The organism is Brevundimonas sp. KH_060 (genome assembly GCF_057838275.1).
On sequence record NZ_CM174463.1, the window covers coordinates 2,556,988 to 2,582,225 of the forward strand.

The 25,238-nt window shown below is 67.7% G+C and carries 28 protein-coding genes; 8 read left to right on the forward strand and 20 right to left on the reverse strand.

The annotated features are described in order from the left end of the window. Positions 1-38 precede the first annotated feature (38 nt). The 10 genes from bla to AC3IPP_RS12710 all read right to left on the reverse strand — a co-directional run bounded on the left by bla (position 39) and on the right by AC3IPP_RS12710 (position 9,628). Complete coding sequence (bla, locus tag AC3IPP_RS12665; RefSeq protein ID WP_489149218.1) at positions 39-923, reverse strand: class A beta-lactamase; 885 nt, start codon at positions 921-923, stop codon at positions 39-41. Positions 924-927: 4 nt separating this feature from the next. Further along, positions 928-2,340 (reverse strand): sigma-54-dependent transcriptional regulator FlbD, encoded by a 1,413-nt coding sequence (gene flbD / locus AC3IPP_RS12670; RefSeq protein ID WP_489149219.1) that lies wholly within the window; start codon positions 2,338-2,340, stop codon positions 928-930. A 42-nt stretch (positions 2,341-2,382) separates the two neighbouring features. Then, positions 2,383-2,715: a flagellar motor switch protein FliN gene (gene fliN / locus AC3IPP_RS12675; RefSeq protein ID WP_087141885.1), complete on the reverse strand. Its 333-nt coding sequence runs from the start codon at positions 2,713-2,715 to the stop codon at positions 2,383-2,385. Further along, complete coding sequence (locus tag AC3IPP_RS12680; protein WP_087141884.1) at positions 2,715-3,389, reverse strand: FliH/SctL family protein; 675 nt, start codon at positions 3,387-3,389, stop codon at positions 2,715-2,717. The genes fliN and AC3IPP_RS12680 overlap by 1 nt, the downstream gene beginning before the upstream one ends. Before the next feature lies 1 nt (position 3,390). Next, complete coding sequence (gene fliG, locus AC3IPP_RS12685) at positions 3,391-4,428, reverse strand: flagellar motor switch protein FliG (protein WP_087141883.1); 1,038 nt, start codon at positions 4,426-4,428, stop codon at positions 3,391-3,393. Continuing rightward, a complete protein-coding gene (fliF, locus tag AC3IPP_RS12690) occupies positions 4,428-6,071 on the reverse strand; it encodes a flagellar basal-body MS-ring/collar protein FliF (protein WP_489149220.1) in 1,644 nt (547 codons plus the stop codon). The genes fliG and fliF overlap by 1 nt, the downstream gene beginning before the upstream one ends. A 224-nt stretch (positions 6,072-6,295) precedes the next feature. Further along, positions 6,296-7,390, reverse strand: coding sequence for a Glu/Leu/Phe/Val family dehydrogenase (locus AC3IPP_RS12695; protein WP_489149221.1), 1,095 nt, complete (start codon positions 7,388-7,390; stop codon positions 6,296-6,298). A gap of 138 nt (positions 7,391-7,528) precedes the next feature. Continuing rightward, complete coding sequence (locus tag AC3IPP_RS12700) at positions 7,529-8,395, reverse strand: alpha/beta fold hydrolase (protein ID WP_489149222.1); 867 nt, start codon at positions 8,393-8,395, stop codon at positions 7,529-7,531. A gap of 323 nt (positions 8,396-8,718) precedes the next feature. Beyond that, complete coding sequence (locus tag AC3IPP_RS12705) at positions 8,719-9,324, reverse strand: uracil-DNA glycosylase family protein (protein WP_489149223.1); 606 nt, start codon at positions 9,322-9,324, stop codon at positions 8,719-8,721. Continuing rightward, the gene (locus AC3IPP_RS12710; RefSeq protein WP_046651625.1) at positions 9,308-9,628 is read right to left on the reverse strand and encodes a DUF3253 domain-containing protein; all 321 of its coding nucleotides are present in this window, start codon (positions 9,626-9,628) and stop codon (positions 9,308-9,310) included. The genes AC3IPP_RS12705 and AC3IPP_RS12710 overlap by 17 nt, the downstream gene beginning before the upstream one ends. A gap of 47 nt (positions 9,629-9,675) precedes the next feature. Here AC3IPP_RS12710 and AC3IPP_RS12715 point away from each other — a divergent pair, with 47 nt between their 5' ends. Beyond that, entirely contained in the window at positions 9,676-10,110 is a 435-nt protein-coding gene (locus AC3IPP_RS12715) for a PaaI family thioesterase (RefSeq protein ID WP_313576542.1), read from the forward strand. On the opposite strand, the gene AC3IPP_RS12720 is transcribed toward AC3IPP_RS12715, so the two are convergent. The 4 genes from AC3IPP_RS12720 to AC3IPP_RS12735 form a co-directional block, all read right to left on the reverse strand. Then, complete coding sequence (locus AC3IPP_RS12720) at positions 10,094-10,732, reverse strand: YoaK family protein (RefSeq protein ID WP_489149224.1); 639 nt, start codon at positions 10,730-10,732, stop codon at positions 10,094-10,096. The two genes, AC3IPP_RS12715 and AC3IPP_RS12720, sit on opposite strands and share 17 nt — an antisense overlap. A gap of 7 nt (positions 10,733-10,739) precedes the next feature. After that, on the reverse strand, positions 10,740-11,357 hold the full coding sequence (locus tag AC3IPP_RS12725) for a glutathione S-transferase family protein (protein WP_489149225.1): 618 nt from the start codon (positions 11,355-11,357) through the stop codon (positions 10,740-10,742). Between the two features lie 34 nt (positions 11,358-11,391). After that, complete coding sequence (locus tag AC3IPP_RS12730) at positions 11,392-12,663, reverse strand: NupC/NupG family nucleoside CNT transporter (RefSeq protein ID WP_489149226.1); 1,272 nt, start codon at positions 12,661-12,663, stop codon at positions 11,392-11,394. Positions 12,664-12,774: 111 nt separating this feature from the next. Beyond that, positions 12,775-13,653 (reverse strand): branched-chain amino acid aminotransferase, encoded by an 879-nt coding sequence (locus AC3IPP_RS12735; RefSeq protein ID WP_489149227.1) that lies wholly within the window; start codon positions 13,651-13,653, stop codon positions 12,775-12,777. Positions 13,654-13,741: 88 nt separating this feature from the next. Here AC3IPP_RS12735 and AC3IPP_RS12740 point away from each other — a divergent pair, with 88 nt between their 5' ends. The 3 genes from AC3IPP_RS12740 to AC3IPP_RS12750 all read left to right on the forward strand — a co-directional run bounded on the left by AC3IPP_RS12740 (position 13,742) and on the right by AC3IPP_RS12750 (position 16,434). Beyond that, entirely contained in the window at positions 13,742-14,473 is a 732-nt protein-coding gene (locus AC3IPP_RS12740) for a response regulator (RefSeq protein WP_179204973.1), read from the forward strand. A gap of 22 nt (positions 14,474-14,495) precedes the next feature. Further along, positions 14,496-15,854 (forward strand): ATP-binding protein, encoded by a 1,359-nt coding sequence (locus tag AC3IPP_RS12745; RefSeq protein WP_489149228.1) that lies wholly within the window; start codon positions 14,496-14,498, stop codon positions 15,852-15,854. Between the two features lie 88 nt (positions 15,855-15,942). Continuing rightward, positions 15,943-16,434, forward strand: a complete 492-nt coding sequence (locus AC3IPP_RS12750) for a hypothetical protein (protein WP_087138766.1) — start codon at positions 15,943-15,945, stop codon at positions 16,432-16,434. A gap of 12 nt (positions 16,435-16,446) precedes the next feature. On the opposite strand, the gene AC3IPP_RS12755 is transcribed toward AC3IPP_RS12750, so the two are convergent. The 3 genes from AC3IPP_RS12755 to AC3IPP_RS12765 form a co-directional block, all read right to left on the reverse strand. Next, positions 16,447-17,250, reverse strand: a complete 804-nt coding sequence (locus AC3IPP_RS12755; protein ID WP_489149229.1) for a pyrroline-5-carboxylate reductase family protein — start codon at positions 17,248-17,250, stop codon at positions 16,447-16,449. Beyond that, positions 17,250-17,753, reverse strand: a complete 504-nt coding sequence (locus AC3IPP_RS12760; RefSeq protein ID WP_004370784.1) for a type III secretion system chaperone family protein — start codon at positions 17,751-17,753, stop codon at positions 17,250-17,252. The genes AC3IPP_RS12755 and AC3IPP_RS12760 overlap by 1 nt, the downstream gene beginning before the upstream one ends. 79 nt (positions 17,754-17,832) lie before the next feature. Continuing rightward, on the reverse strand, positions 17,833-18,120 hold the full coding sequence (locus tag AC3IPP_RS12765; protein WP_489149230.1) for an accessory factor UbiK family protein: 288 nt from the start codon (positions 18,118-18,120) through the stop codon (positions 17,833-17,835). A gap of 177 nt (positions 18,121-18,297) precedes the next feature. Here AC3IPP_RS12765 and lgt point away from each other — a divergent pair, with 177 nt between their 5' ends. Genes lgt through pgeF form a run of 4 tightly spaced genes read left to right on the forward strand, consistent with a single transcriptional unit; the run spans position 18,298 to position 21,300 of the window. Next, positions 18,298-19,170: a prolipoprotein diacylglyceryl transferase gene (gene lgt / locus AC3IPP_RS12770; protein WP_489149231.1), complete on the forward strand. Its 873-nt coding sequence runs from the start codon at positions 18,298-18,300 to the stop codon at positions 19,168-19,170. A gap of 7 nt (positions 19,171-19,177) precedes the next feature. Beyond that, positions 19,178-20,251 carry a class I SAM-dependent methyltransferase gene (locus AC3IPP_RS12775; RefSeq protein ID WP_489149232.1) on the forward strand — a complete coding sequence of 358 codons (1,074 nt, stop codon included), beginning with the start codon at positions 19,178-19,180 and terminating at the stop codon, positions 20,249-20,251. Between the two features lie 33 nt (positions 20,252-20,284). Beyond that, positions 20,285-20,533: a helix-hairpin-helix domain-containing protein gene (locus AC3IPP_RS12780; protein ID WP_489149233.1), complete on the forward strand. Its 249-nt coding sequence runs from the start codon at positions 20,285-20,287 to the stop codon at positions 20,531-20,533. Further along, a complete protein-coding gene (gene pgeF / locus AC3IPP_RS12785; RefSeq protein WP_489149234.1) occupies positions 20,530-21,300 on the forward strand; it encodes a peptidoglycan editing factor PgeF in 771 nt (256 codons plus the stop codon). Before AC3IPP_RS12780 ends, pgeF begins: the two co-directional genes overlap by 4 nt. Here pgeF and AC3IPP_RS12790 read toward each other — a convergent pair whose 3' ends face one another. From AC3IPP_RS12790 to ftsZ, 3 genes are all read right to left on the reverse strand, one after another. Next, complete coding sequence (locus AC3IPP_RS12790) at positions 21,301-22,488, reverse strand: serine hydrolase domain-containing protein (protein ID WP_489149235.1); 1,188 nt, start codon at positions 22,486-22,488, stop codon at positions 21,301-21,303. Positions 22,489-22,532: 44 nt separating this feature from the next. After that, positions 22,533-23,432 (reverse strand): UDP-3-O-acyl-N-acetylglucosamine deacetylase, encoded by a 900-nt coding sequence (gene lpxC, locus AC3IPP_RS12795; RefSeq protein WP_489149236.1) that lies wholly within the window; start codon positions 23,430-23,432, stop codon positions 22,533-22,535. A gap of 204 nt (positions 23,433-23,636) precedes the next feature. Further along, entirely contained in the window at positions 23,637-25,229 is a 1,593-nt protein-coding gene (gene ftsZ, locus AC3IPP_RS12800) for a cell division protein FtsZ (protein ID WP_489149237.1), read from the reverse strand. Positions 25,230-25,238: the final 9 nt, after the last annotated feature.

The window sequence follows — 25,238 nt, forward strand, 5'->3', positions numbered from 1 at the left end:
CGAAGGTCATGTCGCCTGATGACAGGATTCGGCGGCCCTCAGCCATGCCCCAGCGCCTTGAGCGCCTGCCGGGTCGCCTCGGCGACTACCGCCTCGCGCTGGGCGTCGGTCGAATCCTTCGTGGCGTGGAAATAGACCGCGATGGCGATGGGCGCGCCGTCGGTCGGATAAAGGACGCCGATGTCGTTCACCGGACCATAGCCGCCGGTGCCTGTCTTGTGCGCGACGGTCCAGCCCGCCGGGACGCCCGCCTTGATGCGCGCCTGTCCCGTCGGTGACGCCACCATCCATTCCAGAAGCAACCGCTTCGAGGCTGATTCAAGCGGCGAAGACTCCGACAGGATCAGGCGCTCTATGTTCCGCACCGACTGCTCGGGAGTGATGGTGTCCTTGTCGCCGTCCTGGCGGTTCATCTCGGGCTCGAGGCGATCGACGCGCGTGCTGTCGTCGCCGATGCCGCGATAGAAGGCGCGAAAGGCTTCCAGCCCGCCCATCTCGCGGATCAGGATGTTGGCGGCCGGGTTGTCGCTGACCTCAACCGTGCCCTTCATCAACTGCTCGATGGTCAGGGCCGAACCGACCGCCGGCTTCGTCACCGGAGCGTGGCTGATCATGTCGGCCTGCGTCACCGGGATCGCCCGGTCCAACCGCTCCTGCCCCGCCTGAATGCGCAGCAGGGTGGCGGCGGCCAGATACATCTTGAAGGTCGAGCAGTAGACGAACCGCTCGTCGCCGCGCCAGGCGGCGCTTTGGCCCTCGGTCGCTACGGAGACGCCCAGACGACCGCCATGACGCGCCTCCAGCGCCGACAGGTCGAGGTCGAGAACGGCAGGCTCGGCCGCCGCAGGCTCCGTCGCCCGCGCACAGGCTCCAAGAGCCAGCGCGCCCGCACCGATCAGCAAGGTGCGACGGTCAGCGCGCACCGGATCAGCCCGCCGCGCCGTAGGCGGCCGCGACGCCCGACTGGGGCGCCGGGATCGGCGTGCCTGCGTCGGCGTACTCGTTCAGCTTATTGCGCAGGGTGCGGATGGAGATGCCCAGGATGGTCGCCGCGTGGGTGCGGTTGCCCAGGCAGTGGCTGAGCGTGTCCAGGATCAGGGTCTTTTCCATCTCGGCCACCGTCTGGCCGACGAAGCTGCGGGTCACGGCGTCGGCGACCTGGGCGGCCTGCCCCGCCACGCCGGCGTCATAGGCCGAAGCGGCGGGCGTCGAGCCCCCCTCCCCCCCGCCCAGCAGCGGGCGGCCGTCCGGCAGACGAATGGCGTCGACGTCGATCTCGGTCCCCGCCGCCAGCAGGACAGCGCGGTGCATGGCGTTTTCCAGCTCGCGCACGTTGCCGGGCCAACGATGGGCGACCAGAGCGCGTCGGGCGTCAACGCCGATGGCGCGCGGCGGCACGCCGTTGGCGGCGGCGTATTTCCTGACGAAGTGATCGGCCAGCACCGCGATGTCGCCGGGGCGTTCGCGCAAGGACGGCAGACGCAGGTTCACCACGTTCAGGCGATACAGCAGGTCTTCGCGGAAGGTCCCCTCGGCCACGGCCTTGGCCAGGTCGCGGTTCGAGGTGGCGATGATGCGGATATTGACCGGCACCGGCTTGGCGCCGCCGACGCGGTCGATCACCCGCTCCTGAATGGCGCGCAGCAGCTTGGCCTGAAGCCGGGCGTCCATCTCGCTGATTTCGTCCAGCAGAAGCGTGCCGCCGTCGGCTTCCTCGAACTTGCCGATGCGGCGCGCCACGGCGCCGGTGAAAGCGCCCTTCTCGTGACCGAACAGCTCGGATTCCAGCAGGTTGTCAGGGATGGCGGCGCAGTTGACGCTGATGAAGGCCTTGTCGGCGCGGCGCGAGTGCGTGTGCAGATAGCGCGCCATCACCTCCTTACCCACGCCGCTTTCGCCGGTGATCAGGATGGAGGCTTCCGAACGCGCCACCTGATCGGCCAGTTGAATGACATGCTTCATCGCCGGGTCAGCCGAGATCATCGGCCGCTCGTCATCGGCCACGGCCGACAGCACGGCGGCGATGAGGTCCGCCTCGGGCGGCAGGGGGATGAACTCCTTGGCCCCGGCGCGGATGGCGTCAGCCGCCTCGCGCGCATCGGCGTCAACGCCGCAGGCCACGACCGGCACATGAATGCGCTCGGCGTCGTTGGCGGCGATCAGGGCGGCGATGTCGATGCGGTAGTCAACCATCAGCAGGTCGGCGCCCTGCCCCCGGCGCAGTTGCTCGGTCGCCTGATCGGCGCGCTCGACGTGCTGGACCTTGGCGCCGTGCGCCATGGCCATCTTCACCGCCGTCGCCAGTTGGCCGCTTAAACGACCCACCACCAGAAGACGCATCGCCCTACTCCTTCAAAATCCTGTCCGTGACGGGGCGGCCGATCAGGCGCCCTTGTCCTCGGTCTTGATGATTTCCGTCATGGTCACGCCCAGGCGGTCCTCGACGACGACGACCTCGCCGCGCGCCACCAGGCGGTTGTTGACGAAGATGTCGATCGCCTCGCCGACCTTCCGGTCCAGCTCCAGCACCGAGCCCTTGTTCAGCTTCAGAAGCTGGGCGACGGACATGTGCGCCTTGCCCAGCACGGCCGAGATGTTGACCGGCACGTCAAAGACGGGCGCCAGATCGACCGCCGACTTCTCGCCGCCCTCATCAGCCAGGTTCAGGGCGGTGGATTCGCCGAATTCCTCGAGCGAGAGATCGTCGGTGGCCATCAGAAGCCCCTTTTGTCATGAGCGCCGCCCTCGAGGGGCGGCTCGGCGTGGCCGGCTTCTGCGGCCAGGGCGGCGTTGAGCGCGGCGGCCACGCGGGCCTCGGCTTCGGCCGGATCGAATTCGGCTCGCCCATCCGCCCATTCCAAGGCGAAGGCGGCGGCGGGCAGGTGCGGTTCGTCGCGGAACACCACCAGCCCCGAGAACCCCGCCTGGGCGCACAGGGCCTCGATCTGGGCGCGACCTTCGCCATCCAGACCCGAGGCGCGGACCAGCAGACGCGGCGTGGCGTCCATCTCCTGCCCCAGGGACTCGATGGCAGCCTCCAGCGGACGGCGCGGGAAGCGGTCGAACGCAGCCGAGCCGATCACGCGCGCGGCGGCCAGCGCCAGCTCTGCGGATTCGCGCCGGTGCGCCTCCGCCACGCCGCGCAGGGCGGTCGCGGCCTGGGACACGGTTTGCGCCACGATCGACAAGGCGTCGGCGCGCAGGGCCTCGACCTCGGCCAGGGCTTGCTGACGGGCCTCCAGCCGGGCCTGGGCGACCAGGGCCTCGACCTCGGCGGGAGCGAAGGACCGCTTGGCCGGCTGCCAGGTCGAGGCGCGCAGCACGGCGCCGTCGGCCCCGAACTCGGTGTCGAAGGCGAAGGGGACGGCGTTGGAAGGAAGCGCGCTCATGTCAGTAGATCAACTCGTCGTCGCCGCCCTGGCCGGCCAGCATGATGTCGCCGCGCGCCGCCAGATCCTTGGCCACCTGGACCATGGCCATCTGGGCGTTGTCGACGTCCTTGAGGCGGACAGGCCCCATGGAATCCATGTCTTCGCGCATGATCTTCGAGGCGCGTTCGGACATGTTGGAGAAGAACATCTCGCGCAGGGGGTCTGAGGCCCCCTTCAGCGCCAGACCCAGCTGATCCTTCTCGACCGCCCGCAGCAGGGTCTGCACCCCGCCGGGATCGAGGCGCGACAGATCCTCGAAGACAAACATCAGGGCGCGGATACGCTCGGCCGCGTCACGGTTGCGTTCCTCCAGCGCGCCGATGAAGCGCGACTCGGTCTGGCGGTCGAAGCTGTTGAAGATGTCGGCCATCAGTTCATGGCTGTCGCGCTTGGAGGTGCGCGCCAGGTTGGACATGAACTCGCTGCGCAGGGTCTGCTCGATCTTGTCGAGGATGTCGCGCTGAACCGGCTCCATGCGCAGCATCCGCTGGACGCATTCCAGGGCGAAGTCCTCGGGCAGGGCCGTCAACACGCGCGAGGCGTGATCCGGCTTGATCTTCGACAGGACCACCGCGACCGTCTGCGGGTATTCGTTCTTCAGGTAGTTGGCGAGCACGGCCTCGTTCACATTGCCGAGCTTGTCCCACATGGTGCGGCCCGCCGGACCGCGGATCTCCTCCATCAGGGCCTCGACCCGATCGCCGGGCATGAAGGAGGCCAGCAGGCGCTGGGTCTGCTCATAGGAGCCCATCAGCGAACCGGACCCGCCGATGCCGGAGACGAACTCGACCAAGACTTCTTCGACCACGGCGGCGGTGACGGTGCCCAGCCCCGCCATGGCCTGAGAGACCTCCTTGATCTCTTCGTCGTCGAGTTGCTGCCACAGGGCGGTGTGCTCTTCGCCCAGAGACAGCAGAACGACGGCGGCCTTTTCCGGCCCCGTCAGCTTCTTGGCGTCATCAACCGCCGCCCCCTTTGACACCAGCCGCGCCGCCATCAGCTTTCATGCATCCACGAGCGCAGGATCGCCGTGGATTCCTCTGGGTGGCTGTCGACGAAATCGGCGACCTTCTTGATGGACGAGGCCTTCACCTGACCCTCGATGCGGGCGATGTCGATGCGCTGCTCCATGTCGCTGGGACCGGCCAGCATGGGCGCGCCGCCCGGCAGGGTTCCGCCGACGATCTGGGCGTCCAGCGCCGTCACCGGGATGCCGTTCGCGCCGACCAGGGCCGGAACGCCCGCGCGCCCCTGGCCCGAGGCCGTCTTCAGCAGCGGGCGCAGGACGAAGAAGATCAGCAGCAGACCCGTGACCAGCAGGACCAGCAGTTCGACCCCGCGCATGATGTCGTTCTTGTCGAAGGCGAACATTGAGGAGCCTTCCTCAGCGCCCGGCGCGGCGGACGGCTCGCGGTTGAAGCGGACGCTGACGACTTCCAGCTTGTCGCCGCGCGTCTCGTCGATGCCGACGGCGGCGGCGACCAGGGCCTTGATCTGCTGCACTTCCTCGGCCGTGCGGGCGGCATAGGCGGGCTCGCCCTTGCCGTCGGCGGCAGGGGTGTATTTGCCGTCGACCGCGACCGAGACCGACAGCTTCTTGACCTCGCCCGGCTCCTTCACCGTCGTGGTGGTGGTGTTGGAGATTTCGTAGTTGGTCGTCTCGGTGTTTTCCGAGTTGGTGGAGCCGATGGGCGTGGTCGCCGGGGCTTCGCCGCCGGGGATGTTGTTGGTGGCGGTGACGCCGCCGTCCTGCTGGCCGGTCGTGTCCTGCGACTGGCTGCCGTTGGTCGAGGTCGAGCGGACGACCTGGCCGTCCGGGTCGAATTTCTGTTCCTGGGTGGTCGAACGGCTATGGTCGATGTCGGCCGTCACCTGGACGCGCGCCGCCCCCACGCCGACGACGCCCTCGACGATGTCCTTGATCCGGGCCTGCATCTGGGCCTCGGTCGAGGCCTTGGCGGCCTCAGCGGTGGCCGAGGTGAAGCCGGTGTCTTCCGATCCTGCCGCCAGGGTGCGATTGGCCTGGTCCGTCACCGTGACCTTGTCCGGTTTCAGGTTCGGCACAGAGGAGGCGACGACGTTGCGGATGGCCCGCACCTGATCGGCCGACAGGTCGCGCCCCGACAGGCCCACCACCACGGCAGCCGTCGGATCGATGGCGGCGGCCTGGAACATCTCGCGCCGAGGCATGGTGATATGCACGCGGGCCGAACTGATGCCGCGCATCGACATGATGGTGCGCGCCAGCTCGCCCTGCAGGGCGCGCTGTTCGTTCAGGTTCTGCTGGAACTCGGTCTGGCCCAGCACCGACTGGTTGTCGAAGATCTCGTAGCCGACGCTGCCCGAGGTCACGAGCCCCTTGCCCGCCAGCATCAGGCGCGCCGTGCCGACTTCGTCGCGGCTGACGAAGATGGTCGAGCCGTCGCCCTTGGAGGAATATTTGATGCCCGCCTGATCCAGGGCGGCGCTGATCTCGGAGGCTTCGCGCAGGTCGAGGTTGGAATAGAGCAAAGCGTCCGGCGCCTGACCCACACGCAGCATGACGGCGACCAGCACGGCGGCCACGCCCGCAGCCACGCCCAGGATGGCGGCCAGGCGTCCGATGCCGAACCTTTTCAAAGCTTCCGTGAAGCCGCCCACGCGCCATCGCCCCTGCACACGCGGGACGAACCGAACCCGCTAGGCAGAAACTGCCGCCTGGATGGTAAATGCGGCGTTAAGAGGCGTTAAAGTCCTGAGGAGTCAGGGCCGTTATCACCGGCCCAAATGATAAAGGGGCGCGGACTTATGGCCCGCACCCCCTCAGGCGCCCCCCGGCGCCCGCCCGCCCCTCGAAAGGCGCGGGCTAGCTTGTCGAAGGTCGATCAGACCTTCAGAGCCTCGGCCTTCTTGTCGGCGGCGACCTTGATGCGGGCCTCGGCGATGGCGTCGGCGATCAGGTGGGTCGGCTTGTTCTCGGAGACCGAACGCTCGAGGATTTCCTCGAAGGTCTCCATCAGGCGCGACAGCTTGCCTTCGACCCACGAGGCGTCATAGGCGCCGCCGGTCTGACGGGCGTTCATTTCCGAGGCGACGTTGATGATGCCGCCGCCGTTGATGACGTAATCCGGCGCATACAGGATGCCGCGCTTGAACAGCTCGTCGCCGATGTCGGCGGTGGCCAGCTGGTTGTTGGCGGCGCCGCAGACGGCCTTGACCTTCAGGCGGTCCAGCGTTTGCGGGTTCAGCGTCGCACCCAGGGCGCACGGGGCGTAGATGTCGGCGGCGACGTCATAGATGGCGTCCGGAGCAACGATCTCGGCGCCGGTCTTGGCGGCGACGGCTTCCAGGTTGGCCTGGTTCACGTCGGTGATGATCAGCTTGGCGCCGGCCTTGTGCAGCATGTCGGCCAGGTAAGCGCCGACGTGGCCCACGCCCTGAAGGGCGACGGTCAGGCCGGTCATGTCGTTCTGGTTGAACAGGCGGCGGGCGACGACCAGGTTCGAGCGGAACACGCCCTCGGCCGTGACCGGGCTGGGATCGCCCGAGGCTTCCGGGCCGTCCTTCAGACCCAGGACGAATTCGGTGACCTTACGCGCTTCGGCGATGTCCTCGACCGAGGTGCCGACGTCTTCGGCGGCGTAGTAGTGACCGCCCAGGCCGTTCAGATAGCGACCGAAGGCGTGGAACAGCTCAGGCGACTTCTGGGTGCGGCTGTCGCCGATGATGACCGACTTGCCGCCGCCCATTTCCAGATCCGCGACAGCGTTCTTGTAGCTCATGCCCTTGGACAGGCGCAGCACGTCTTCCAGTGCTTCGGCGGCGGTGGCGTAGTTCCACATGCGGGTGCCGCCGACGGCCGGGCCGCGCGCAGTCGAGTGCACCGCAACAATCGCCTTCAGGCCGGTTTTCTCGTCGTAGAAGGCGTGGACGCCTTCATGGTTCGCGAAAGAAGGAGAATCAAACAGCGTCTTGCCCATGACAGGCCTTTCCTGGGGTACTTTTTTGTGCGGAAGGACATACGCGCAGCCTGACCAAACGGCAAGCACGACCATGCGATCGCCCCAGGGTTCAACGAAGCGTGCGGAAAATGCATCCGCTTTCCGTGGTTTCTGCGTTCAGCGCGCCTTGGGATCGGCCTGCAGGGCGGGCAGAACCGCCGGCGCGCCGGACGGCAGCGGCCGGGTCGGGTCGCGCAGCCAGGATTCGACGTCGGCGAACATGGTCTCGGCCTGAAGGTCGCGGTTCAGGATGTGCCAGCCCTCGGCGTAATAGCCCGTCGTCAGGTTCGGCCGCTCGCCCGCCTGTTCCAGGGCACGGCGCATGGGGCGTTTGGTGATGATCTGATCGTGGGCGCCGTAGAGCAACAGGGTCGGCGCCTCGACACGGTCCAGCCGCTGGGTCGCCGTCTCCATCAGATCGACCAGGCCGTAAAGGGAATCGAACCGCGTCGACAGGATCGACAGGGGATCGCGACCGTTGCGGATCAGTTCCAGCGTGTTGTCCGAGGCGCGGATGTCGCGCACGGCGAAGGACGGCGGCTCGACCCGTTTGGCCCCCATCATGCGCGCGGCGGTCCACAGGCCCGCGCGGTTGAAGGCGGTCTGGCTGGACCAGCCCCACACGCCGGGCGCCAGCAGCACCACTCGATCAGCGTCCGGCGGCGCGTCCGAGCCGAAGGCGGCGATGGTCGATGAGCCGCCCATGCTTTCGCCCGCCACCACGATCAGGGCGTTCGGCCGCTGGGCCCGAACCAGGGCGACGATGGTGCGCAGGTCGGCGCTAGTCAGGCTTTCCGGCGCGAACTCGCCTCGATTCGGGGCCAGGCCGAAGCCGCGCTGATCATAGGCCCAGGTCTCGATGCCCCGCTGCGCCCACCACGGCCCGGCGAAGCGGAAGGAGGCATAGTGGTCGTTGAAGCCGTGCAGGGCGACGATGACGGCCCAGGGTTCCTGTCCTTCAGGACTCCAGCGCAGATAGGGCAACCGCGCCCCATCCTGCACCACAAAGGCGCCGCGCCCCAGGGTTCCCGCCTCGATGTGCGGCCCGTTGAATCCGTTGGGCGGCGTCAGCGGCGGCTGGACGTGCGGCGTAGCGCAGGCGGCTAGAGCGAGGGAGAGAAGGGCGGCGGTGATGACACCTCTTCCTTCTCCCTTCGTGGGAGAAGGTGGGCGCCGGAGGCGCTCGGATGAGGGGGCGGTGTCAGCGGGCCGAACGGCCGATGATGAGGGCGCAGCAGGCAACCCCCTCATCCGTCTCGCTCCGCGAGCTACCTTCTCCCACGAGGGGAGAAGGAAAACACTTTGTGTCACGCCAGTATCTCCGCTGTTCGCTGCCGAAGGTAGGGCAGAACCTCGGCTTCGAACCACGGGTTTTTCTTCAACCAGGCCGTATTACGCCATGACGGGTGCGGCAGGGGCAGGATGGCGGGCGCATAGTCGCGCCAGGCGCGGACCGTCTCGGTCATGTTCGCCTTGGCCGCCGCGCCCAAGGCCCAGGCTTGGGCGTAGCCGCCGACCAGCAGCGTCAGTTCGACATTCGGCAACTCAGCCAGCAGGCGCGGCCGCCACAGTTCGGCGCAGCGGCGCGGCGGCGGATAGTCGCCGCCCTTGGGATCCGTGCCGGGAAAGCAGAACGCCTGAGCCGCCACGCCGAGGCGCGGATCGCCGTAAAAGGTCGCTTCGTCTACCCCCATCCAGTCGCGCAGGCGAACGCCGGAGGGGTCGGTGAAGGGCAGACCGCTTTCATGCACCCGCCGCCCCGGCGCCTGGCCGCAGATCAGCAGGCGCGTCTCAGGCGCGACCATGACCACCGGGCGCGGCGTGTGGGGCAACTGCCCCAGGCACGCCCGGCAGGCGCGGATTTCGGCCAGGAGTTCACCCAGGCCGTTGTCCGGTTCAGTCGAAATCGTCATCCGAAGCTTCGACCGGCGGCAGGGCCGCCAGGGCCGCGGCCGTCTCGGCCTCGGTCGGCAGGCGCAGGCGGATCACGCCGCGGAAGTTGTTGGGATCGACCGCCTTGCCCTTCTTGGTGATGGTCAGCTTGCCCTGACGCATCAGGCCCAGCGCCGTCGCCTTCACCTTGGGCAGCAGGCGTTGCCACTGCTCGGGCTGCAGCTCCTTGGCCACGTCGGCCGGTTCAATGCTCTTGCCGCCGACGTTCTTGGGGTCGGCCTTGGCCAGTTTTTCGAAAATGGCCGCTTCGATTGGATCGCTCATAGGCGCTATATGCTGCACCGCGAGATCGGAAAGAAGGCAAAACCGACATGGCCGAGATAATCACCGTCACCGAAGGCGAGTTCGCCGGTTGGCAGACCTATAACCTGCGCGACACCTTCGACGTGGTGGTGGGGCCCTTCTACGGCAAGCCCGATCCCGACGGCCACATGCGCTGCGCCTTCCGCGCCGAGCAGAAGCACATGAACGCCGGGGGCCGGATGCACGGCGGCTGCCTGATGACCTTCGCCGACATCGCCATGTTCCAGATCGCCTATCAGGAGATGGAGGGGGCGTCAGGCGTCACGGTGCAGCTCGACTCCACCTTCATCGACGGCGCCTACGTGGGCGAACTGATCGAGGCGACCGGCCAGGTGACCAAGGCAGGCAAGAGCCTGATCTTCGTGCGCGGACAGATCACCACCGGCGAGCGGCTGCTGATGACCTTCTCGGGCGTGATCCGGAAGTTCACGCCGCGCGGTTGAACCGTACGCCCAAGGCCAGAGCCATGGCGACGGCCGCCGCCGGCCACAGGGCGATCAGCCCAAGGCGGCCGTAGACGACCGCCCCCATCAGCGCGCCCCCGGCCAACCCCGCCCACAACGCCATATAGGGCCGGAACGCCCAGGGATCGCCGCCGCGCAGAGCCGCCGCCAGGGCGTGGCCGGTCTTGACCAGGGTTCCGGTCATATAGGTCAGGCTGACCCCGACCTCGCCGTCGCGCAGGAAGACCGAGTTCTCGACCGCCATGGCCAGGACCATCAGGCCGATCGCCAGTGGCGCGATCCCCGCCCCCGCCGCCACGGCGGCCCCGGCCAGCAACGCCGCCTCGACCGCCAGCACCCGGCTGCGCGAACGCGCGCCCTCGCCGCCCGCGACCAGCGCCCCGAGCATGGCCCCCAGGACGAACAGCAGCAGCACGCCCGCCACCGCGCCCGCCGCCAGCCACCGCCCCTCGGCCAGGTTGACGGCCAGGCGTGTGGTGTTGCCGCTCATGAAGGAGACGAACACCCCGCCCAGATGCAGGAAGCCCAGGCTGTCGACATAACCCGCCAGGGCGGCCAGCAGCAGGGCCAGCCCGCGATCCGGCCCAGTCAGAGTCCGCAAGACAGGCTCACATCCCCGCCGCCGCCGCCGGACGGGCGCGGCACGCCTCCAGCCAGCGGGCCAGGTGCGTCAGCTCCTCGGGCGGGCGGTATTTGACCAGGCGGGCGAAATCCAGCCCCACCGCCCCGACGATGTCGGCGATGGTGAAACGGTCGGCGGCGATGAACTCATGCTCCGCGAGGTGGCGATCCAGCGTCTTCATGAAGCGTTCGGCGCCCAGGCGGTTGTATTCAGCGACCTGAGGCTGGGGCGCCTCCAGCGCGGCCAAGGCCGGGTGGGTGAAGCGCACGTTCAGCATCATCGGATTGGCCAGATACATCTCGCACCGGCGCATCCACATCTCGATGATCGCCTGCTCCTTCGGATCGCGGCCAAACAGGTTCGGCTCGGGGTGCAGGGCCTCCAGATAGCGGCAGATGGCGATGGATTCCGTCAGGCAGGTTCCGTCGTCCAGCTCCAGCGCCGGCACGTGCGGCACGCCGAACTTGGCGCGATAGGCCGGAGCGCGGTGCTCGCCGGCCAGCAGCTCGATCTCGACCCGCTCGACGTCGGTCACGCCCTTTTCCGCCATGACCCAGCGGACGCGGCGCGGATTGGGCGCGCGGCGGCTTTCATAGAGCTTCATCAGAGGGTTCCCTTCGGCTGCCCTCGGAACGCTACTAGGCGAAGATGGACGCGGGCAAGGCCCCGACGACGCAGGCCGTCATCAGCGTAGCCAGGAAGCCCGCCAGCAGCGCCTTCCACACCATGCCCAGCACTTCCTCGCGGCGTTCCGGCATCAGCACCGACAGGCCGGTGACGGTGATGCCGACCGAACCGATGTTGGCGAAGCCGCACAGGGCGTAGGTCATCAGCATCCGCGTGCGCTCGCTCATCTCGGCGACGGGCACCTTGCCCAGCTCGATGAAGGCGACGAACTCGGTGAGGGTCAGCTTGACCCCCAGCAACCAGCCCGCCTTGTGAGCGTCGGCCCATTCCACGCCCGTCAGCCAGGCGACGGGAGCGAACAGCACGCCCAGGATGCGCTCGATCGTCAGCGGCTCTCCAGCGATGACGAAGCCGCCCAGAATGACGTTGGCCAGGGCCACCAGGGCCACGAAGACGATCAGCACGGCCGAAATGTTCAGCACCACCATCAGGCCGTCGGACGTGCCCTTGACGATAGCGTCGACGGCGCTGTCGTACTTCAGCGCCGAGTTGTAGTCGGCGACCGCCCCGCCCTCGCCCGGCTTTTCAGGGATGATGACGCGCGCCAGCAGGATGCCGGCGGGCGCCGAGACGATGGAGGCCACCAGGACGTGGCCCGCCGCATTGGTCAGCACTGGCGACAGGATGGCGGCGTAGGCCACCATGGTCGAGCCGGCGACGGTGGCCAGACCGACCACCATCATCAGGAAGACCTCGGACCGGCTCAGCTTGTCCAGATAGGCGCGGATGACGATCGGGCTTTCGATCATGCCCAGAAAGACGTTGGCCGCCACCGCCAGAGCCGAGGCGCCGCCCAGCCCCAGGGTCCGCTGGAACAGGAAGCCGAAGCCGAGCGTGATCCACTTCAGGATCTTCCAGTGCCACAGCAGGGCCGACAGAGCTGAGATGACCAGGATCAGCGGCAGCACCTTGAAGGCGAAGGTGAACAGAGCGCCTTCATTGGCCACGGCGTAGGGCTGATCCCCGCCCGCCAGATAACCGAAGACGAAGCGCGTCCCCTCCTCGGTCGCTAGCTCCAGCCCCTTCACCGCATTGTTGATGCCATCCAGCACCACCTGCGAACCAGGAATGGCGAAGGTCGCCAGCACCAGGGCCGCCTGCACCAGCACCGCCCCGATCGCCAACCGCCACGGAAAGGCGCGGCGGTTCTCGGAGATCGCCCAGCAGACGGCGACGATGACGACCAGGCCGAACAGGCTCTGGAGGTTCAGGAGGCTGAACATGGAAAGACGGCTCCGCGACCGGCGCTATGGGAGCCGGCTTCTTCAGTGCGCATCAACGACAGCAGGACGCCGCTGGCAAGGGGGACGACGAAACTCGTCGACGGTCGCCGCCTAAAGTTGGCCGCGAACCAGCTTGCCGTAGTCGTCCATCAGGCTGAGCGACAGCGCGCCCGGCGTGAAGCGATAGTCGCCGACCTGGCCCACCGGCGTCACCTCGGCGGCCGAGCCGGTCAGGAAGCATTCGGAGAAATCGCCCAGCTCCTCCGGCAGGATGTCGCGGACCACGACCTCGACCCCGCGGGCCTGGGCCATCTCGATGACGGTCTGACGGGTGATGCCGTTCAGGATGTGGTCGACGTGCGGCGTGTGCAGGGCGCCGTTCTGGACGAAGAAGACGTTGGCGCCGGTCGCCTCGGCCACATAGCCGCGCCAGTCCAGCATCAGAGCGTCGGCGAAGCCGCGCTTCTCGGCCGCCGTCTTGGACATGGTGCAGATCATGTAGAGGCCGGCCGCCTTGGCCGTGGACGGCGCCGTTGCCGGGTCGGGACGGCGCCACTTGGCCCACTCCAGAGCGATGCCCTTCTTCTTGACCTCGGGATCGAAATAGCTGGGCCATTCCCAGGCGGCGATCGCCAGGTGGACCTTGCTGTTCTTGGCCGTGACGCTGAGCTGCTCCGGCCCCAGATAGGCGACGGGACGGATATAGCAGTCGATCAGGCCGTTGCGCGCGCAGGTTTCCTTGCAGGCGGCGTCGATCTCAGCCACGCTATAGGGAATCTCGAAGTCGAGCAGCTCGGCGGAGCGCTTCAGGCGTTCGCTGTGCGCGGTCAGCTTGAAGATTTCACCGCCATACATACGCTCACCCTCGAACACCGACGAGCCGTAGTGAAGGCCATGGGTCAGAACGTGCGTCTTCGCGTCCCGCCAGGGAACGAATTCTCCGTCAAACCAGATCCATCCGTCACGATCGTCGAAAGGAACGAAGGCCATTGAAGAACGTCTCCCGCGCAAGATATTCATTTAGACGCCCGTCGCGCGTCCGCGTCAACGGCGCCTCGCGAGGAGATTCGCAGTGAGCATGATCGAGCCTCGCTCCAACGGCCGGTCCGGCCCCATCGCTCCCGCCGGCAGCGGACGGCACATCCTGGTCGTCGATGACGACGACCGCATCCGCGAACTGCTCAAGGAGTTCCTGAGCCGCGAGGGCTATCGCGTCACCGGCGCCGCCCACGCGGGCGCGGCGCGCCGCATGGTCGAACTGATCGAGTTCGACCTGATCGTGCTGGACGTGATGATGCCGGGCGAAAGCGGCTTCGACCTGACCACCTGGATTCGCAGCCAGGCGGCCCTGTCCAAGACGCCGGTGCTGCTGCTGACGGCCAAGGGCGACCCGGACGACCGGATCGAGGGCCTGTCGCGCGGCGCCGACGACTATATGTCGAAGCCCTTCGACCCGCGCGAGCTGGCGCTGCGGATCGAGGCCATCCTGCGCCGCACCGGCGGCAAGCTGATGACGCCCAAGGAAATCCGCATGGGTCCCGCCGTCTTCGACATGGAGCGGCTGGAGCTGACGCGCGACGGCGAACTGCAACGCCTGACCGAGGCCGAGGCGCAACTGCTCAAGACCCTGGCCATCCACGCCCATTCGCCGGTCGAGCGCATGACCCTGTCGCCCGACACGGCCGATGTGACCGGCCGCGCTGTGGACGTCCAGGTGACGCGCCTGCGCCGCAAGCTGGAGGCCGACCCCAAGAATCCGCGCTACCTTCAGACGGTGCGCGGCGTCGGCTATATGCTGGCGCCGGACTGACGACAGGACCGGAACGCCCCTCATGCGGCTGATGCCGTTCAACGTCTGGACGCGATGGATCAAGCGTCGGCTGCCGACTTCCCTATGGGGGCGGTCGTTGCTGATCATCGTCCTGCCGGTGCTGATTATGCAGGCGGCGGTGACCTGGGCCTTCTTCGACGCCCACTGGCAGGCAGTGACCGCGCGTCTGTCCGAAGGACTGGCGGGCGACGTGGCCTGGGCGGCCGAAAGCTATCGCGACGATCCTTCGCCGCAGAACCTGTCGCTGATCTCCGAGCGCGCCGAGCGGTCGATGCAGTTGTCCATCGCCTTCCAGCCCGCCGCCTCCCTGCCGGACGAAGAACGGCGCGGCGCCCTGGGGCTGGTCGATCGGACGCTGGAGAAGGCGCTGGCTTCACGGCTGGACCAGCCCTTCTGGTTCGACACCACCCGCTACCCCGCCTATGTCGACATCAGGGTGCAGGAGGCGGGCGGCGTGTTGCGCGTCATCGCCCCGCGTGAACGGGCCGTGGCGACCCAGGCCCACATCTTCGTCCTGTGGCTGATGATCGCCACCATCCTGCTGCTCGGCGTGGCGGTGCTGTTCATCCGCAACCAGGTGCGCGCCATCGAGCGGCTGGCCTCCGCCGCCGAGGCTTTCGGCCGGGGCGAGAGCGTGCCGCGCTTCAAGCCTCACGGCGCGCGCGAGGTGCGGGCCGCCGCCACCGCCTTCCTGGACATGCGCGCCCGCATCCAGCGTCATATCGATCAGCGCACAGCCCTGCTGGCCTCGGTCAGCCATGACCTGCGCACGCCCCTGACCCGTTTGCGTCTCGAGCTGGCCCTGGCCCCGCCTTTCAAGCGCGCCGAGGCGATGAAGGGCGACCTGGACGAGATGGAGCATATGATCGACGAATACCTGGCCTTTGCGCGCGGCGAGGCGGGCGAGGCGATGCAGACGATCTCCGTGCCCGAAATGCTGCGTCGCGCCGCCGAGGACGCCAGCCGCTCCGGCGCCGTGGCCGAGGTCGAGGCCCCCGACGATCTCAACATGCTTGCCCGCCCCCTGGCCTTCCGCCGAGCGATCAACAACCTGGTCGGCAACGCCGCCTCCCACGGCGAAAAGGTGCGGCTGTCGGCCCGCCCCCTGCCCTCCGGCGGGCTGGAGATCACGGTAGAGGACGACGGCCCCGGCATTCCCGACGACATGCACGAAGAGGCCTTCCGCCCCTTCTCGCGCCTGGACGCCTCGCGCAATCAGAACCGCAAGGGGGTGGGCCTGGGCCTGGCCGTGGCGCGAGACGTGGCGCGCGGCCACGGCGGCGACATCATCCTGGGCCGCAGCGACCTGGGCGGACTGAAAGCCTCCATCCGGCTGCCGGCGGATCGTCGCGCCGCCTAGATCTTTGGCCGGCGCCTCTAGCGGAACCGTAAAATCATCGCCATCTTGTCCCGTGTTCCAGGGGGGCCTGGAATCAGGAGTCCGTACTATGCGTCGTATTGCTTTCCTTGCGCCGCTCGCCGCCGCCCTCGCCGTTTCCGGCGCCGCTGCGGCTCAACCCTCGGCCGTCGTCGTGACGGTCAGCCCCGACTTCGCCAAGACCGCCCAAGAACTGGGCGAACGCGATGTCCAGCAACAGGTCAGCGATCTGACCCGCACCGTCGAACGCGTGCTGACGGATCGCAACGCCCTGGACGGCGCCCGCGTCGAACTGGTCATCACCGACCTGAAGCCCAACCGCCCCACCATGCAGCAACTGGGCGACAAGCCCGGGCTGGATTCCATGCGCAGCCTGTCCATCGGCGGCGCTGCGATCGAGGGTTCGGTGACGATGGCTTCGGGCGAGGTGCAGCCGGTCAAGTTCGACTACTACACCCCGACCCTGATCGATGCGCGCGGTTCGACCACCTGGACCGACGCCCAGCGCGCCTATGATCGTCTGGCCCGCAATCTGGCCGAGGGCCGTTTCGTCAAGCGCTGAAGCGTTTGACGATCAGGCGCTGAGTTCAGTGGACTTGGCGACCGCCGCCTTCACGGCGCTTTCGACAGAATGGTCGAGGGCGCCGTTTTCATTGAGGGCGATCAAACCGGCCTGCGTCACGCCGCCGGGCGAGGCCACGCGGTCGATCAGGGCGTTCAGCGCCTCGTCGCCCTCCACGCCCGCCGCAGCCGAACGCAGGGTGGCGCGCGCCAGACGGGCGGCGGCCTCGGGCGACAGGCCTTCAGCCTCGCCGGCCTCGGCCAGGGCGCGGGTGAAGGCGAAGAAATAGGCCGGTCCGCAGCCGGACACCGCCGTCGCCGCGTGCATCAAGGCCTCATCGTCCAGCAGGACCGTCTCGGCGATCGGCTCGAACAGCGACTGTCCAACCTTGAGGGCGTCCGCGTCGGACGACCATAGCGTCGCCACGCCGCGCGCCTGAGCCACGCCGGTCGTCGGCATGACGCGCACGACCGGACGGCCGTCGTAACCCTCGGAGATCGTCTCGCCGCGCACCCCGGCCATGACCGAGACGATCACGGCGTCAGCGGCCAGATGCGGCAGGACGGCCTGCGCGGCCTCCAGCCATTTGGCGGGCTTGACGCCGATGACGAAGGCGCGGGCCTCAGCCAGTTCCTCCAGCGGCGGATTGATGCGCGCACCCTTGGCCCGCGCCGCCTCGGCGACCGGCTTTTCGGACGGCGTCAGAATGATCAGATCGGCCGGATCGACGGCGCCCGTCGCCAGCCAGCCTTCCAAAATGGCCGAGCCCAGGCGTCCGACGCCCTGAAGCACGACCGGACGGCCCGAACCGCTCATCAGGCGTTGCCCACGGTCTCGAACAGGCAGGCGTCGATCGCCTCCTTCGGCTTCTTGGAGCCGCGCACCATGAAGTCGAAGGCCGGATAATAACGATCCGCCGCCTCGACCGCCGCGTCGATCATGGACGCGGCCTGAGCCAGGGTCGGACGCTCGGTGTGCGGCAGAGCCAGGGCATGGCGGAAGACGATCTCGCCTTCGTCCGGCCAAATCTCGAAATGGCCCAGCCAGGTGCGCTGATTGATCATGGAGACCAGTTCATAGGCCGCCGCGCGGCGCGTCTTGGCCACGCGAAGGTCCAGCGCCAGGCACAGCTGAAGGCAGTCGCCCTCTGGCCGCCAGGCGAACCAGAGTTCGTAGTCCTTCCAGTCGCCGGCCAGGGCGAAGGCCAGATCGCCCTCGTCCGTGCGGTCGAACGGCAGGTTCTCCGCCGTCAGGACGTGTTCGACCACATCCAGCGGATCAAAGGGCAGGTCGACCTCTTCGGGTCTCACAGCATCCATCAGGCGTTCAACTTCTTCAGCAGCGACAGCGACTCAGAGGAGCGCTTTCGAGGACGGTAGGCGTGTTCGCAGATTCGGCTCAACCGGCTGAATCCGGGGTCGAGGCGGCGTCTGTGGACGATCCCTTGGCGGCCTTCTTCGCGGCCGGAGCCGCAGCCTTCAGCGCCGCGATCTCGGCGCGTAGGGCGGCGATCTCGTCCTTCAGCACGTCGAACTCGTCGCGGCGCACCAGATCCATCTCGGCGACGAAGCGATCGGCCTGGGCGCGCCAGGCGGCCTTGGCCTCTTCGCCCGCGGCCTGTGCCAGGCCCATGGCGCCGGTGGTCAGCTTGGCGAACTCATCAAGGAGGGGATTGCGCGTCTGCATGTGCGGCCTCTTGAGAACTCCCGGACCTTCGGTCCGAACGTGGTTAACGGTGCATTGATTTGGGTAAACCAAACCTTACCTGCCTGCGGCCTATAGACTGCTTCGCGGGAAAAGCGCGCGACGAATGCAGTCCCGCTTGCTAGACGAGTGACAACTTCTGAAGGCGCAGGAGGCCCCGTGCCCTTTCCCGAATTCGACCCCGTCCTGATCCAGCTCGGCCCCCTGCCCATCCGCTGGTACGCGCTGGCCTATATCGCCGGCATCGTCCTGGGCTGGTGGTACGCCTCGCGTCTGGCCAAGACCGAGCGCCTGTGGGCGCCGGGCAAGTCGCCGGTCAGCGGGCAGCAGCTGGACGACCTGGTGCTGTGGATCACGCTCGGCGTCATTCTGGGCGGCCGTTTCGGTTACGCCCTCTTCTACAAGCCCGAGATGTTCGCCCAGTTGTTCACCGGCGACAGCTGGGGCGATCGGCTGGAGTTGCTGCAGCTGTGGACCGGCGGCATGAGCTTCCACGGCGGCTTCCTGGGCGTGGTCATCGCCATCGCCCTCTACGCCCGTCGCCAACAGGTGAACCCGCTCAGCCTGGGCGATCTGATCGCCCCGGTCGCGCCGCTGGGTCTGTTCTTCGGCCGCATCGCCAACTTCATCAATGGCGAGCTGTGGGGTCGCGAAACGACGGTCCCCTGGGCCATCCGCTTCTGCAACGAACGCATCCAGCAGATGTACGGCTTCTGCCCCGCCGGCAACGAGCCGCGCCACCCCAGCCAGCTGTATGAGGCGGGTCTTGAGGGCCTGCTGCTGTTCGTCATCCTGTCGCTGGCGATCTGGAAGTGGCGGATGCTGAAACGTCCGGGCTTCGTCACCGGCCTGTTCCTGCTGGGCTACGGCGTCTGCCGCGCCGCACTGGAGAACGTGCGCCAGCCCGACGCCGGGCTGGAGAACCTGCCGCTGGGCCTAACCATGGGCATGATCCTGTCGATCCCGATGATGCTGGTCGGCGCCTGGCTGATCTGGCGGGCGCTGAAGAAGCCGGAAGTCGCGGAGGCGTAAGACCATCATGGCGGAGACGCTCAAGGACCGCCTGGTCCGCGAGATCGTGCTGACCGGGCCGATGACGGTGGCGGACTACGTCACCCGCTGCCTGCACGACCCCAAGGGCGGCTATTACGCCACGCGCCCGGCGCTGGGTGAACGCGGCGACTTCATCACCGCCCCCATGGTCAGCCAGATGTTCGGCGAGTTGATCGGCCTGTGGGCGGTCGAGACCTGGACCCGCCTTGGCGCGCCCGAACGCGTGCGGCTGGTCGAGGTCGGCCCCGGCGACGGCACGCTGATGTCCGACGTGCTGCGCGCGGCGCGGCTGGCCCCCGGTTTCCTGCAGGCGGTCGACCTGATCCTGATCGAGCCGAGCGCCCCGCTACGCGCCGAACAGGCCCGGCGGTTGGCTGACGCCGATGTGCATCCGCGCTGGCTCAGCGCCCTGCACAAGATCGAGACCGACGCCCCGGTGATCCTGATCGCCAATGAGGTGCTGGACTGCCTGCCCGCGCGCCAGTTCATCAAGACCGAGGGCGGCTGGGCCGAGCGCCGCATCGGCGTGACCGACGACAATGAACTGACCTTCGGCCTGACCGCCATCGCCGACGGTTTCGAGGCGCCCGGCTTCAACGTCGAACCCGGTCAGATCATCGAGATTTCGGAACAGCAGGCCGCCTTCGGCCGCGATCTGGCCAGCCTGATCCGGGCCGCCTCGGGGGCCGCCCTGCTGATCGATTACGGCCGCAGCAAACCCGAGGCGGGCGACACGCTTCAGGCCCTGCGACGGCACCAGAAGGTCGATCCCCTGTCCACGCCAGGCGAGGCCGACCTGACGCAATGGGCCGACTTCCCCCTGGTGCTGGAGGCCGCCGTGCGCGGCGGCGCCGACGTCACCGGCTGCGTCGGCCAGGGCGCCTTCCTCAAGGCGCTGGGGATCGAAGCCCGCGCCCAGCGGTTGATGCAGGGACGCCCCGAAGCCGCGCCGATCATCCAGCGCCAGTTGGACCGCCTGACCGCGCCGGATCAGATGGGCGAACTGTTCAAGGCGGCGGCGATCTTCTCTCCGCGCTCTCTGGCCCTTCCAGGCTTCTGAGGCGCCCGCCCAGCGATGGAGCCTGATGCGGCCATGACCTTCACCGAGAACGAGCGCCAGATCCTGCTGGCGACCAAGGGCGTCGGTCCCAAGGTGATTCAGCGACTGGAGGAACTGGGCGTCGGCGGCTTCGCCCGTCTGGCCCAGGCGGACGCCGCCGTCGTGTGCGCGGGCGCCGCCGCCAGCGTCGGCTCGACCTGCTGGAAGAACAGCCCCCAGGCGCGCAAGGCCGTTCAGGCCGCCATCGACGCCGCCCGTTTCGAACTGGAGGGCGCCCTATGAGCCTGAACCCGATCACCCATCCGCTGCTGACCAGGGCCGGAGTTCGCCACGGCTTCTTCACCCGCGCGGGCGGCGTATCGGACGGCCTCTACGCCGAGCTGAACGCGGGCGTCGGCTCCAACGACGACCCGGCCCATGTCGCCGAGAACCGCCGCCGCGTCGCCGAATGGATGGGCGGCGCCGCCGACGACCTGTGCGGTTGCTATCAGGTCCACTCCGCCGTCGCCCGGGTGGCCGAAAGCGGCTGGGCCGGAGAGCGCCCCGAAGGCGACGCCGTGGTCGCGGGCGTGAAGGGGCCGGTGCTGACCGTCCTGACCGCCGACTGCGCCCCCGTGCTGTTCGCCGACGCCGAGGCGGGCGTCATCGGCGCCGCCCACGCGGGCTGGAAAGGCGCCCTGGGCGGTGTCATCCACTCGACCGTCGCGGCCATGCAGGCCCTGGGCGCCGAGCCCTCGCGCATCGTCGCCGTCGTCGGCCCCTGCATCGCTCAAGACTCCTATGAAGTCGGCGCCGACTATCAGGACCACTTCGCCCACCACGACCCCGGCAGCGAACGCTTCTTCGCCCCCGGCGCGACGGACGACAAACGCCAGTTCGACCTGCCCGGCTTCGTCCTGTGGCGACTGGAGCAGGCGCGCGTGGGCGAGGCCGCCTGGACCGGCGACGACACGCGCGCGGATGCGGCGCGTTTCTACTCCAACCGCCGCGCCTATCTGGCGGGCGAACCGGACTTCGGCCGGTTGATCAGCGCAATCACCCTAGCTTGATCAGCCGGGCGTGGCGGCCAAAGCATCGCGAACTGCCCGTCGCAGATCACGCATCAAAGACCGCACCCCGGTCGCACCATTCCCATCGACATTCAGGAGAATGGCAGTCGTCAACCTTGAGGGAATGACCGTATCGCAAACCGCCACGAACCCTTGGATTGCCCCGCCTCCCCTCAACGCAGGCCGTCCTTCCATAGAGTCCAAATAGACACCGGCGCCGTAGACGATTTCGGAACCAGACTCGTCTGTCGGCAGAGCGCCGCTGGATAGCCGCGCCGGCGTGGTCATGAAGGTCAGACTATCTGCACTCACGACCCGCCCACTGAGCAAGGCCGAGCGCCACAGACACAGCGCCTCGGCGGTGGCGCGCATGGCGCCCGAAGCGCCAGCATAACTCATGGCCGCGTAAGGCGCGTTGGCGAACTTGGCGCTGGCTTCAGGCTGCGCCACATAGCCGGAGACGCGCCCCTCGACGACCTCCCGCCCATCATCAACAGCCGTGCTCTGAAGACCAAGCGGACCCAGGAATTCAGCCATGGCCTGCGCATACGATCCCGTGATGTTTTCGACCACAGCGCCGAGCAGAACATATCCAGAATTGCTATACGCCCAAGCCGCTCCCGGCTCCGACACGACAAGAGGCTCAGCCTCGGCCACAATCTCGAGCATCTCCTGCATGGAGCGATCTTGCCGTGACTGCTCGAGGTAGGTCTGCGCGGTAACTGTCGAGGTATAGTTCGAAAGTCCGGACGTATGGGTCAACAGTTGTCCCAACGTCACCGTCGGAACAGGAAATGACGGTAGAAACCGGCCCAACGGGTCATCAAGCCGGAGGCGCCCTTTCTCAGCCAAGGAGAGCACAAGAGCGGCTGTGAATTCCTTGGTTACCGAGCCAATCCGGAAAACCGACTTGGCCTCCATTGCAGTTCGCGTCTCAAGATTGCTTAGGCCGAAACCGCGCGAGTACAGGACAGCATCGCCTCTACGAACACACACCTGCATGCCCGGAACGGCTTGCGACAAAATCGCCGCCTGCCCCACAGTCTCCACCGCGTTCCAGGCATCCCCGACGGCCGGCTCTACGCTCTTGGCCAAGGCTCCAGTCGCCACGACACCGCTCGCCGCTGTTGCTCCGAGAAGAGTTCGACGAGAAACGGACGCCGTCATGGGCCGGGGGTATTTGATCATGCTCTGATCAATACCCCCGACTCAAATATCCTTGGAAGTTGAATTCAGCCCGCCATCGCCATGTCGGGCACGCGAACCGTTTCGCGCCACGCCTGCGGCTGGGCCAGCAGGGCGCGGACCAGCTTGTTGTTTAAGGCGTGGCCCGCCTTGACGCCTTCGTAGCGGCCCAGCAGCGGCGCGCCGAGCACATACAGATCGCCGATGGCGTCCAGCGCTTTGTGGCGCACGAACTCGCGCTCCATGCGCAGGCCGCCGGGGTTCAGGATCTGGTCGCCGTCGATGACCACGGCGTTCTCCAGCGAGCCGCCGCGGGCCAGACCGGCCTGACGCAGGGCCTCGACCTCATGGGCGAAACCGAAGGTGCGGGCGGCCATGATGTCCGAGCGGAAGGTCGCCTCGTCCACGACGAAGTCCACCACCTGATTGCCGATGACCGGCGTGGGGAAGTCGATCTCGAAGCGCATCTCATAGCGGTCGCAGGGCAGAAGGACGGCGGACTTGTCGCCCTCCTCCACCCGGATCGGCTTCAGGATTTCGATATAGGACTGGGGCGCTTCCTGGCGACGGAAGCCCGCACGGTCCAGCAGTTGCACGAACTGCAGCGCCGAGCCGTCCAGGATCGGCAATTCCGGCCCGTCGACCTCGATCACGGCGTTGGAGACGCCCAGGGCCGCCAGCGCGGCCATCAGGTGCTCGATCGTCGACAGGCGCACGCCCGCCGCATTCTCGATCATGGTGTTCAGGCGCGCATCCACGACTGCCTCGCCCGAGACGGGGATGCGGTTGTCGCGGTCGGTGACGTCCGTGCGCACGAAGACGATGCCGTGGCCAGGCGCAGCCGGGCGCACGACCAAACGCACGCGGCGGCCGGTGTGCACGCCGACGCCGGCGCAGATGGCCGGGGCGACGATGGTCTGTTCGTACTGGTCGTTGCGGACCGTCACTCGGATACTCTCTGTTGCGCGACCCGCCCCAACGGGACGGTCTTCGCCTCACCTGTCGTTTACGCCTCAGGGCTCAAGCCCGAAATGAAAGTCGGGTTTCGGATTGTTTCGGTTCGACGACACGTCCCGGCTCCTGTCCCCACACGTAAAAACGCCCCGGAGGTCGGCTCCGGGGCGCTTCAATATCAGGACTTTTTGGGTCGATCAGTTCGCGAGGCGGCGGAGAAAGGAAGGGATCTCCAGGTCGTCGTCGTCGGACTGGCCCACCTGCGGGTCTTGCTGCTGCGGCTGCATCGACTGGGTCTGGCGCAACTGCTGGGTCGTGCGGTTCGACGACGGCGACGGCGCATAGGACTGTTGCTGCTGCGGCTGCTGGCGCTTGCGGCCGAACAGGCTCCAGCCGCTGCGACGATGGTCGCGCTCGTCGTAGAAGGGCTCCTCGGCGGGCTCTTCATGACGAGCGGCCGGACGCTGGGCCGGTTGTTGCGGCGCCGGCTGCTGACGCTGCGGAGCGCGCTCGAAATAGAGGTCGCCCTGTTCCGACGAAGCGGCAGGCTGGGCGCGACCGGCACCCTGCTCATACTCCTCGACCCACGGGTCGACGATCGGCTCCAGATTGCGGGGCGCATCACGGATGACGGGCTCGGGCTTGGCCTCGATCTTCGGCTCGGGCGCACGCGCGGCCGGGGCTTCATAGATCGGAGCCGGCGCCGGCTGCGGCGCAGCCTCGCGAACCGGATCGATACGGACTTCCGGCTGGCGCGGCGCCGCATTCGACAGGCCGCCCGTGCGGCTGAAGTTCTGGCCCTGCGGCTCGATCTGCTGGATAACGGCCTCGTCCATGCCGGTGGCGACGACCGAGACGCGGATCTTGCCGTCCAGCGCCGGATCGAAGGCGGCGCCGAAGATGATGTTGGCGTCGCCGTCCACTTCGCCGGCGATGGCGTTGGCGGCCTCGTCGACTTCCAGCAGGGTCATGTCCATGCCGCCGGTGATGTTCACCAGCACGGCCTTGGCGCCCTTCAGGCTGGTCTCGTCCAGCAGAGGATTGGCGATGGCGTTCTGGGCCGCCAGCAGGGCGCGATCGTCGCCCGTAGCCTCGCCCGTGCCCATCATGGCCTTGCCCATCTCGCTCATCACGGCGCGGACGTCGGCGAAGTCGAGGTTGATCAGGCCTGGCAGGATCATCAGATCGGTGATCGAGCGAACGCCCGAGTGCAGCACCTGGTCGGCCATGCCGAAGGCGTCGGAGAAGGTGGTGCGTTCGTTGGCGACCCGGAACAGGTTCTGGTTCGGGATGACGATCAGGGTGTCGACGTAACGCTGCAGCTCGGCCACGCCGGCGTCGGCCAGGCGCATCCGGTGGCGACCTTCGAAGGTGAAGGGCTTGGTCACCACGCCGACGGTCAGGATGCCGCGATCACGCGCGCATTTGGCGATGACAGGCGCGGCGCCGGTGCCGGTGCCGCCGCCCATGCCGCAGGTGATGAAGACCATGTGCGCGCCTTCCAGGTGCGCATGGATCTCGTCCGCGCTCTCCTCGGCGGCGTTCATGCCGACTTCGGGGTGGGCGCCCGCGCCCAACCCTTGCGTGATCGTCTCGCCCAGCTGGATGCGGCGGTCGGTCTTGGCGAAGCTCAGATGCTGGGCGTCGGTGTTGGCGACGACGAACTCCACCCCCTCAAGGCCGGAGTCGATCATGTTGTTGACGGCGTTGCCGCCCGCTCCGCCTACGCCGAAGACGACGATGCGGGGCTTCAATTCCGTGGCTTCCGGCCTGACCAGCGAGAGAGACATTGTATTATT